This is a genomic window from Pseudoalteromonas sp. Z1A6 (assembly GCF_011378745.1).
In the GTDB taxonomy this organism is placed as follows: domain Bacteria; phylum Pseudomonadota; class Gammaproteobacteria; order Enterobacterales; family Alteromonadaceae; genus Pseudoalteromonas; species Pseudoalteromonas arctica.
Genome location: NZ_WTKW01000140.1, coordinates 1 through 10372 on the forward strand (window position 1 = coordinate 1; position 10372 = coordinate 10372).

At 39.3% G+C, this 10372-nt stretch carries 8 protein-coding genes; 5 read left to right on the forward strand and 3 right to left on the reverse strand.

Translation table 11 applies throughout. The features are described 5' to 3' along the window. Nucleotides 1-198: 198 nt before the first annotated feature. The 5 genes from GQR46_RS10440 (at nt 199) to GQR46_RS10460 (ending at nt 6830) form a co-directional block, all read left to right on the forward strand. The gene (locus GQR46_RS10440) at nt 199-2010 is read left to right on the forward strand and encodes a glycoside hydrolase family 3 protein (RefSeq protein ID WP_165740907.1); all 1812 of its coding nucleotides are present in this window, start codon (nt 199-201) and stop codon (nt 2008-2010) included. 1 nt (nt 2011) lies between these two features. Next, nucleotides 2012-2743: a 5-oxoprolinase subunit PxpA gene (locus GQR46_RS10445; RefSeq protein ID WP_165740908.1), complete on the forward strand. Its 732-nt coding sequence runs from the start codon at nt 2012-2014 to the stop codon at nt 2741-2743. Nucleotides 2744-3088: 345 nt separating this feature from the next. Further along, nucleotides 3089-3775: a 4'-phosphopantetheinyl transferase superfamily protein gene (locus tag GQR46_RS10450; protein ID WP_165740909.1), complete on the forward strand. Its 687-nt coding sequence runs from the start codon at nt 3089-3091 to the stop codon at nt 3773-3775. Nucleotides 3776-4222: 447 nt separating this feature from the next. Continuing rightward, nucleotides 4223-6289 carry a TonB-dependent receptor gene (locus GQR46_RS10455; protein ID WP_165740910.1) on the forward strand — a complete coding sequence of 689 codons (2067 nt, stop codon included), beginning with the start codon at nt 4223-4225 and terminating at the stop codon, nt 6287-6289. 79 nt (nt 6290-6368) lie between these two features. After that, nucleotides 6369-6830, forward strand: coding sequence for a hypothetical protein (locus tag GQR46_RS10460; RefSeq protein ID WP_165740911.1), 462 nt, complete (start codon nt 6369-6371; stop codon nt 6828-6830). A 270-nt stretch (nt 6831-7100) separates the two neighbouring features. On the opposite strand, the gene GQR46_RS10465 is transcribed toward GQR46_RS10460, so the two are convergent. The 3 genes from GQR46_RS10465 to GQR46_RS10475 are packed head-to-tail and all read right to left on the reverse strand — an operon-like array spanning nt 7101 to nt 9883. After that, nucleotides 7101-7904 carry a heme ABC transporter ATP-binding protein gene (locus GQR46_RS10465; RefSeq protein WP_008139336.1) on the reverse strand — a complete coding sequence of 268 codons (804 nt, stop codon included), beginning with the start codon at nt 7902-7904 and terminating at the stop codon, nt 7101-7103. A gap of 3 nt (nt 7905-7907) precedes the next feature. Then, a complete protein-coding gene (locus tag GQR46_RS10470) occupies nt 7908-8960 on the reverse strand; it encodes an iron ABC transporter permease (protein WP_165740912.1) in 1053 nt (350 codons plus the stop codon). A 2-nt stretch (nt 8961-8962) separates the two neighbouring features. Next, complete coding sequence (locus GQR46_RS10475) at nt 8963-9883, reverse strand: ABC transporter substrate-binding protein (RefSeq protein WP_165740913.1); 921 nt, start codon at nt 9881-9883, stop codon at nt 8963-8965. Nucleotides 9884-10372: the final 489 nt, after the last annotated feature.

The following is a 10372-nucleotide window of genomic DNA, read 5'->3' on the forward strand; positions in this document are numbered from 1 at the left end:
TAACTTTTCACTAAGTTCAAAACTATAATTTTTCTTCAATTTTTACAATACGTTAATGGTTTTTGTAAAGAAAACCTTCTTTTGCAGTTACTTTAAAAAGTAGTTAAGCTGCATACATTTATCTACTTTTTAGCCTTGGAGTGTGTTTTGCTAAATAAGTGTATTGTACCGTCTATCGTTTTTTTATCTGGGTGTTTAATGCCATTACAATCCTCGTTTGCTAAACCCGTGCTTTCTCTTGAACAACAACTTGGGCAAAAGTTAATACTCGACTTTCGCTACTTTTGCCAGCAAGGAGCAAGTAATAAATGCCGAACTCCAATGACCGAGTTACCTAATGAGCTTGCCGTCGCTATTGCTAAATACGATATTGGCGGAGTTATTTTATTTTCTGAAAACACTCAATCAATAGAACAAACCATTACGCTTAATAGCCAATTGCAAACAGCTGCAAGTAAGTCCAGTAGTAAGCTGCCTTTATTTATATCAATAGATCAAGAAGGCGGACGTGTAGCGCGTTTACCACGCGATGTTGCTACATCATTTACCGGTAATATGTCGATTGGCGCAACGTACAAAAAACACGGTACAAGCTTTGCCACAAAAACAGCAACAGTAATAGCTAAAGAGCTAAATTCGCTGGGTATCAATGTAAATTATGCGCCTACGGTTGATGTAAACATGAACCCCGATAACCCTGTTATCAACGTACGCTCATTTGGTGAAAACCCAGCACTCGTTAGTAAGCTAGGCGCAGCTCAAGTTGCAGGGTTTGAAAACAATGGCGTTATTACTTCGTTAAAGCACTTTCCTGGGCATGGCGATACAAATGTAGATAGCCATACAGGTTTGCCTCAAGTAAACCATGTAAAAGAGGTTATTTATGAGCAAGACCTATCACCGTTTAAACACATTATCGCCAAGCAAAACCCTGGCATGATCATGACGGCGCATATCCAGTATCCAGCGCTCGATAGCACAACGTTTGTAAGTGTTGATGGCAAAACCATGATAAAACCGGCAACAATGTCGCGCGCAATCATTACTGATATTTTACGCGGTGAGCTTAATTACCAAGGTGTTGTAGTAACCGATGCGCTTGATATGGCAGGTATTAGTAACTTTTTTACACCAACTCAAGCGGTAATTAATACGTTTGCGGCTGGGGCTGACATTGCCCTAATGCCCGTTGAAATTAGAACGCCGGATGATTTAAACAAGCTCGATGACCTTATTAAAGAGCTTGTTGCAGCGGTTAAATCAAAACAACTTGATGAGCAAGAAATAGCACAATCTGCGATGCGTATTACCTCTCTTAAAAATAAATTTAGATTAAGCACTAATTTTGACCCTATTACCGCGCTTACTGAAGCTAAGCAGGTTATTGGCAGTGCAGCACATCGTGAAATAGAAGCGCAACTTGCTGTAGAGGCTATAACGCAGGTTAAAAATAATAACAGTATTTTACCGCTTAATTTAAAAGCAGGAAGTAATGTTCATATTATTATGCCCGACACGCGTAAATGTATGGCAATGCAGCAAGCAATTGAAGCTACCAGCCAGCAAAAATTCACCTATAGCTGTAGTAGCTTACAAGGGTTCGACCCTGCACTCGCAAAAGCACAAATACACGCTGCTGATATAGTTATAGCCGGCAATGCAACGCCTAATCAAAGTGCGGTAGAAATTGGCGGTATGGATGATTTAAAAGACGATCCTAATTTTGCACTTAATAATGCAGAGCAACCAAAAGCACTTGAGTCATTATTAAATATGGCAAAAGAGGAAAATAAAAGCACTGTTTTTATAAGCCTAAGAGCACCGTACGACATTGCTAAATTTGGTAATTATGCAAATGCTGTACTTGCATCCTACGCATATAATATTGATGTAGATAAAAACGATATTGTATCTGGGCCTGCTTTTACCGCCCTTGCAAAAGTGTTACTGGGTGAAGCGCCTGCTAACGGCGTACTGCCTGTTACAATAAAATCGCAAAAGGCGCATTAATATGAAACTTAATTGTGATTTAGGCGAAAGTTTTGGCGCGTGGAAAATGGGGCTAGACGATGATGTAATGCCACATATTGATATGGCTAATATTGCCTGTGGTTTTCATGCCGGCGATGCCGATGTAATGGCAAGCACGCTCACACTTGCCAAACAATATAACGTACAAATTGGCGCTCACCCCAGCTACCCAGACCTGCAAGGTTTTGGTAGGCGCTCAATGAATCTTAGTACAAGCGAGCTAATAAACTGCCTGCATTATCAAATAGCCGCTATTGAGGGCATGGCAAAAGTACAAGGTTTAACGCTTAGCTATGTTAAACCACATGGCGCGCTTTATAACGACATGATGGCTGATGAAACAATATTAAACACTGTCATGCATGCCATTGCCATCTACCCAACCCCATTAAAGCTCATGCTACTTGCAACGGCTAAAGCACAAAGCCATCAGCAACTTGCCAAAACATACCAATTAACATTAATTTTAGAAGCCTTCGCGGACCGTCAATATACCGATGCAGGACTGTTAGTATCGCGGAATATTCCTGGTAGCGTGCATAATAAATCGGCACTGATTGCGCAAGTAAAACAACTGTTAACTACAGGCTGTGTAACAACTCAATCGGGAAAGGTATTACCTTTACATGCTGATAGTTTATGTGTGCATGGCGATAACGAAGCAAGCATTGCCCTTATTCAGGAGATCAAAGCTCTGTGCCAAACTCGTTAAACACTCAAAAACTAAGTAACCTGAGCTCTGGTTAAGAGATTTACTAAAGTGTTGAATCATGGTGATATTTAAATTTATTTTCTCTAGCCAAAGATTTTCAGTGAAAACAAGGCAAATTTACACGTCAATAGCTGGCCTATTGCAAGTGAATTCAACACAGTTAGCGCTGAAAACAGCTGCTCGATATAGATTTATTATCCAGAGTTCAGGTTAATTAATCATGCATATTGTACATTACGTAATGAGCTTAAGCTCAGCACAGGTCATAAACTTTACTTTATTTATTATATTTTTAACGTACCATTAAAGCGCTACTCTTAATTTTAGGAAAAATGCAAATAGCATATGGAACTTTCCCCTTATACTCAGTTTACACCCTACCTTAGCCACAGCACTTTTTGTTGTAAATTTGATAGTAACCACTTTATTGATAGTGACTTTTCGAGTTATCAGATTTTTTCACCGCTGCAACTTCAAAAAGCAGTCACAAAACGAAAGGCCGAGTATTTGGCTGGCCGATTTTGTGCGAAAAAAGTACTAAACGCACTCGGTATTTCCTCTTTTGATATTCTTTCTAGCAATGATCGCGCGCCGATATGGCCTGATAAAGTTATCGCTAGTATTACCCATACTCAAGGGATTGCAATGGCAATGGCCTCTCAGCGCACAGATATCGCTGGCATTGGTATTGATATCGAACAGCTAATGAGCGCAAAACAAGAGCGAGAGCTACAAGAACAAATTTTGCACCCTAATGACTATCCTCAGTTTAGATTGTTCGCAGAGCAGGTATCACACCCGTTAACCATTATCTTCTCAGCAAAAGAAAGTATTTTTAAAGCTTTGTACGCAAGTGTGAAACAATTTTTTGGCTTTGAAGCGGCTACGCTCATTGCCTTTAATGAACAACAACTGCAATTTAAAATAACCCAAGCACTTTCACCGCAAGTGCCTAAAGACACTTACTTAACCGTATTTTACCAATGTGACAAAAATATAGTGCTCACAGAGTGCGAATTCAAAAATTCCTAGTTATACCAACCTGCATAAACCTTTGAGCAATTTAACGAATTAAATTGCACTATACGTCGTTAAAATTTTTATTTGAAACAAATAGATAAAAAATTTGTCTAGGGCCTGTTTATCTTTCGAGGTTAAATTTTCAGCCGTATGCTTGGTATTTAGGCAAGGCTGAGCTTATGTAGTGTGGTTATTCCCCATAAATAGGCGATAACGTTGAATAAATGCCAAATATGCGCTGCCAGTAGGGTAACGCAGGAGCCGTTACCAAGCCCACTAGGTTACAAACCTCACGCCGCGATTAAATCGCCCTAGATTGAAATAACAGCCAAACCACCTCTCTACTGATTAACAATTAAGTTAAAAATACAACATTAATTAACTTTAGTGTTGTATTTTAATACAATTGAATATAGCATTGAAAACAATTATCATTTACATTTACAGAAGGGAGTACCTGTGAAATTTAAGGATGTTTTAATCCCCCTCGCAGCACTTACATCTACTACAGCTTTAGCTAATACTGATAACAATGACGCAGTGGATCAAATGACCGTTATTGAAGTTACTGGAGAGTTATTATCAAGAAGTCTACTACAAAGTGGTAATAGCGTTGTTGTTTTCGATAGTAAAGAACTTGAAAGCCGCCCCGAATTAAGAACCGTAAGAGACGTACTAAGCGAAATTCCAAACATCACAATGGTCACTGGTACTGGTAAAGCTCCAACAGTAAGGGGTATTGATGGTACTGGAGCTGCAGAAAACGCGAATGCATTTTTTGCAGGCAGCAGAGCACGCTTAAACTGGCAAATTGATGGTCGTTCAGCTACTTATAACGAAATAGTTTTTGGCGATTTAGGTATTTGGGACCTTGAACAAATTGAAGTTCTCAGAGGGCCACAAAGTACTTTAGCTGGGCGTAATGCAATAGCAGGTACAATACGCGTAGAAACACAAGATCCGACGTTTGAACAAGAGTTCACAATTCGTGCTGAAGGCGGGAATTTAGACCAAAAACGACTTTCAGCTATTTATAATCAACCTCTTTCTGAGCAGTTTTCCTTACGAATTGCAGCAGATCAATTTGAACGTAGTTCATCTGTTGATTATGAATCTTACCCTGGTGTTAAAGACCCAGCTGACATGGAAGGCCGTGCAATTAGAGGGAAATTACTTTATGAGGGCGATGACAAATACGGTACACGCGTTGTTGTCACACTAACCGATAACAAATACAGTGGTCCAAATAGTGAAATCATTGATTATCCATTTGATCAGCGTCGTTCTAACTTTCCGCAACAACCCGTTCATGTTACGCATACTAAAAGCTTAGGCATTGAATACAGCGCATCATTAACTCAACAACTACAGTTAGAGGTAACGGCTTCAGCAACAGACTTTAATTTTGAACGTAAATCTACGCCAGATGGTTCTAAAGCGAATATTGATAACAAAGAGTTTGTGATAGAACCTCGTTTACGCTATCAAGGTGATAACGGCGAACAATGGGTTATTGGTAGTCGCTACTACACTTCAAAACAAGATGATTGGATCCAATTCATTGTAAAACAAAGCTTTACTGATGATTCAGATAATTTTGCAATTTACTCTGAGGGTGCCCTCCCATTTAGTGACAAATTTGAGCTAACGGCAGGTTTACGCTACGAAAAAGAAAATCGCAAACGTGAAGGCGGTGATCCTGATAGAGCGATTGCAAAAATAGAATCTGATAACGACTACAGTGCCTTATTACCTAAGCTTGGGCTCAGCTACCAAGTAAGTGATACGCATATTGTCGGTTTACAATTATCTCGCGGGTATAATGCAGGCGGCGGCGGCATTTCCTTTGGCGCACCAATTGTTAACTATGAATATGATGAAGAGTACGTAAACTCTTTAGAAATCTATGGTCGTCAGCAATGGGCTAATAACAGTATAAGCACATCTCAAAACCTGTTTTATTCGCAATATACAGACATGCAACTACCTTTTGATTTAACACCTGAAAACTCACGTGATGAAGCTTATGTAGTTAGAAATGCAGACGAAGTAACTACTATTGGTTTTGAATTTAATGCCGATTGGCAGATTAATGATCAGTTCAATCTTTATGGTGGTTTTGCACTGTTAGATTCTGAGATCACTGATTATCCAAACTCAGGCCTAGAAGGGAACTCATTACTTACGGTTCCTTCTGCTTCTATGAAATTAGGGACCACATGGCAATCAAATAATTGGGTTGTTAACGTTAGTGGCCAGTACACTGATGGCTGGTATACCAGTATTTCAAACGATGAAGGCGGTAAAACAGACGCTTTTGCGACCTTTGATACAAGTTTGAACTACGTTATCTCTGAGCAAGCTAAAGTGTATCTTTCAGTACGTAATATTTTTGATGAAGATGCTCCTGTTGCATTGTATCCAGGTACAGCACCTGCTGATAGCAATGAACCTGATACTAACTTTGATACAGCAGTATTGACCCAACCAAGAACTATTAGTGCGGGCATACAGTATACATTCTAATCAATCAGATTTTTCCACAGCAAAGCTAAATCATTTGCCGTGGAAAAATCTATAAAATCAATAACAAAGGTTATTAAGTATGACAACAATTAAATACGATAGCAGCCTCTGGCCATTAGCTGTAACAGTAGCAAAGGGGGAGTGCACGCTAGCAATGCACTTAGACTCTTTAATATCATGGGATCGTTGGTTTGATAGAGCTGAAGCATTTATTGTAGTGCGTGTTTATACAGATGAAGCATCCTTACAACACCCTAAAGGGGCGGGTCCTGCAACACAAGAATGGCTTAAAAATGGTGCGGCAGAGAAAATGCTACAACTTGTTCAAGCGATGCTTATCGTTGTTCCTGAGGAGCAATATCAAAAATTGCAGAATATGAGCGTTCAAAAAGCCTTTGGTATACCTGGAGCCGTATTTAAATCACTTGATGATGCTGCAACATGGCTGCAGGCATCAACCAAAGAGATAGCGATACCTGAAAATATTGAATTACAAGATGTAGCTACACTTGTCCACTCTCATTGCGGTAATGCCAATTAGCTTAATTAAGTGATCTATTTTGAGGTAAGAAAATCGTGTCGATAACAAGGCAACAAAGAGTTAATTGTCCCTAGAAAGAACCCAAATGGCAGCGAATGTTTGGTCTTTATGCTGCGTTATCGCCTATTTATGGGCAGTGACCACACTACATAGGCTCTGCCTTACCTAAAAACCAAACAGGCCGCTGTAAATTCAACCACCAAAATTCAACACGCCCTAGTTACCCCTTTATAAAAACACTCAATAATATGTAATCGATACAACTTAAAATCATATATTTGTAAGTGTTTTTTCCGCCACCATAATGTGGGGAAGTACATCTTCAATATCTGTTTGCAGCTTTGCATTAATATTATAAACATTACTTAAATGGCGCTGTGTTAGTACTTCTTCAGGCGAGCCATGAGCAACAACTTTTCCTTTATCAAGCATGTAAATTCGATCTGCAAAGCTCGCAGCAAGTGATAAATCATGAAGAACAGCAACAACTCCCGCGCCTTGTTTTGCCGTTGTAACGGCTTGGTTCATAACTTCATATTGATGATATAAATCTAAGCTAGCAGTTGGCTCATCAATTAATAAATAAGCATTTTTTTGCTGAGTTAAACTTGGCTGTAATTGGCACAATACACGAGCTAATTGAGTACGTTGCTTTTCACCACCAGAAAGCTGAGTAAAGCATTGCTGTGCTAGGTGAGTAATCCCTACGGCTTTCATTGCATCATTAGAGCACTGTTTCAAAGTAGCCTGCGTGCACTGTTCTTGATGACTAAAATGCGCCATATCAACAACTTCATTAACGGTGAAAGGAAAATCTAACTCGTAGCTCTGGGTTAATACCGCCCTTAATTTAGCAAGCTCTAGCAAACTATACTCATTTAACTCTCGTTGATTAATATTTACCGTTCCGCCACTTAACGGCAAATCTCCTGATAATGCTTTCATTAATGATGATTTACCTGCGCCATTGGGACCAATGATAACTACAATTTCATGTGGTTTTACATAAAAATCAATATTATCCAGCAACGTTTTATGTTTGATTTTTACGCTAAGCTGGTTGCCAATTAACATAGTTCACTTTGCTCCTTGGTAAGTTTTTAGCAGCATAATCAAAAAGAATGGACCGCCAATAGCACTGGTTATTAGACCAATGGGCACTTCTGCTGGTAGCATTATGGTACGGGCAAATAAATCAGCAAGGCTAAGCATTAATGCTCCCCCTAACATACAAGCTGGTAATAAATAACGGTGATCTGGGCCTAATATTAAGCGCATAATATGCGGCACTATTAAGCCAACAAAACCAATAACGCCCGTAATTGCTACGGCTGCTGCAGTGCAAAGTGCCGTATATATAAAAACCTGCTTTTTCAATTTAGTCACATTAATGCCGACATGCTTCGCTTGAGCCTCTCCTAATAAATACACGTTAAGAGGTTTAGATAAACGTAATAAACCAATACAACAACCAATAATAATACCGAGTGTTGGCATTATCATCGCAAGGTGATTCCCCGCCAAAGAGCCCATGCTCCAAAATGTTAAATCACGTAATTGTTGCTCATTACTTACCAGTGTTAAGATACCGATAATAGCGTTTACAATCGCATTTACGGCAATCCCTGCCAGTAGTAGGCTAACAATAGTAAAACGCCCATTTTGCGCGCCCAACCGATAGATAAATATACATACCGCAATACAACTCAAAAATGCCCCTACAGGCACCGCATAGTAGCCTAAGTTGTCGCTAAAATTAGCAAACAAGCTTGTTCCTAATACAATAGTTGCTACTGCACCTAACGCTGCACCACTGGCAATGCCAATCAAACCAGGATCTGCTAATGGATTTCTAAATAAAGCTTGCATTGCAGCACCGCAGGTTGCTAAACCAGCTCCAACAACCATCGAAAGTAGAATACGAGGAAGGCGGATCTGCCAAATTATAGCGTGTTTAAGCTGATCATCTACCGGCTGGGTTAGCATAAGCATCGTCTCGCGCAGCGTTATCACAACCCCTCCCTGACTTAGAGCAATAAAAAATACCAATATACAAATAATAAACAAAACAGGAATAGATAAAACCCGTATCCGTTGTTGCGCTAATAACCTATTTCCTAACGCCAGCATAACTATCGCTCGTCCTGTTTTTTTGTGCTGTTTTCAGCTAATTTTAAAAATCTATATTGATAGCCATCTGGCAAGCGTGTTTTAGGATAAAATGCATGCGCTAGTTCTACGGCCGCTTGAGGCGTTCTAGGCCCCATACTTAACAAATAGAGCGCATCAAAATTGTAAATACGCCCATTTTTTATCGCATTTGAATATTTAAAAACAGATAATATTTCAGCGCTTGGTTGCTGATCATTGGCGCCAATTCCCATACTAATAATCACATCAGGATTTAGTGCCAATGCAGCCTCGCTTGAAATCGTCTGCCAATTAACCACTGTTTGAGCCATCATATTCACTCCACCTGCAATAGTTACCAACTCATCAGCAGTCGTCTCTGCCCCTGCAACCATAAGTTGACTACTGCGGATAACCAAAACTTTAGGTTTAGTACTTGTTTGCTCTAAAATATATGACAAGGCCTTGCGGTCCGCTTGCAAAGAGTCTGCGAGCATATTGCCCTTATTCACAACATTTAATTGTTTGGCTATTTGCTCTATTTTATTTTCAATACGCCAAAAGTTGTCGTTTTCATGCAAGATAACCAAATTAGCGCCAGTGAGCTTTAATTGCTCAACCATTTTTTTAGGACCAATATCTGATTCAGCGAGGATAAGATCTGGATTTAATGACAACACACCTTCAACGCTTATTTTGCGAACATAGCCAATTTGTGGCTTCTGAGTTGCAGCAGCTGGATAAACACTGGTGCTATCAACGCCAACAATGCGTTGTTGTTCACCAAGGGCGTAAATAACTTCTGTTATTGAGCCTCCTGCAACCACTATTCGCTGTGGATTAAGAGGCTGCGAACTTGCATGTACATAATTTTTAGCAAGTAAAGTAACAAACGTAATAAATAAAATAGATGAGAGTTTCATGATGTTAAATTTAGTTTGAAAACAAAAATACTAACAGTTTTCATTCGCAACTTGTAGTTTTTATTATGATTGCTTTAATGTTCTATAAAATTAGTTTAGCCTCTTAGTTAATAAGGTATGTGAGCTTTCGGAGTTAAATGATTTCAATTTAAAGGCTATTTAATCACGGCGTGAAATGTGTAACCAAGTCACCTCATACGGCCCACATTACTCTAATAGCTGTATCCTTGTAAGAATAAGTAAAATACTGGGTAACAAAAGGGTTTCATCACCAAGTCAAACCTAAATAGCAGCGAGTGTCATTTATGCTTGCCATCACCTACTTATGGTAAATAACCACACTATGTAGGCTCTGCCTCGCTTGAATACCAAACAGGCTGCTGCAAATTTAACCTTGAAAGATTAACAGACCCTAAACTCTATGTATAAAATTTATAGTTTAAATAAAAGCCACTTCAAATAAGTGGCTTTTATATTTACCGCTATAGT

Excerpts from the sequence above, each read along its gene's own strand:
- GQR46_RS10445 (WP_165740908.1), top strand. The coding sequence starts at position 2,012 with ATGAAACTTAATTGTGATTTAGGCGAAAGTTTTGGCGCGTGGAAAATG.
- GQR46_RS10450 (WP_165740909.1), top strand. The coding sequence starts at position 3,089 with ATGGAACTTTCCCCTTATACTCAGTTTACACCCTACCTTAGCCACAGC.
- GQR46_RS10465 (WP_008139336.1), bottom strand. The coding sequence starts at position 7,904 with ATGTTAATTGGCAACCAGCTTAGCGTAAAAATCAAACATAAAACGTTG.
- GQR46_RS10460 (WP_165740911.1), top strand. The coding sequence starts at position 6,369 with ATGACAACAATTAAATACGATAGCAGCCTCTGGCCATTAGCTGTAACA.
- GQR46_RS10470 (WP_165740912.1), bottom strand. The coding sequence starts at position 8,960 with ATGCTGGCGTTAGGAAATAGGTTATTAGCGCAACAACGGATACGGGTT.
- GQR46_RS10440 (WP_165740907.1), top strand. The coding sequence starts at position 199 with ATGCCATTACAATCCTCGTTTGCTAAACCCGTGCTTTCTCTTGAACAA.
- GQR46_RS10475 (WP_165740913.1), bottom strand. The coding sequence starts at position 9,883 with ATGAAACTCTCATCTATTTTATTTATTACGTTTGTTACTTTACTTGCT.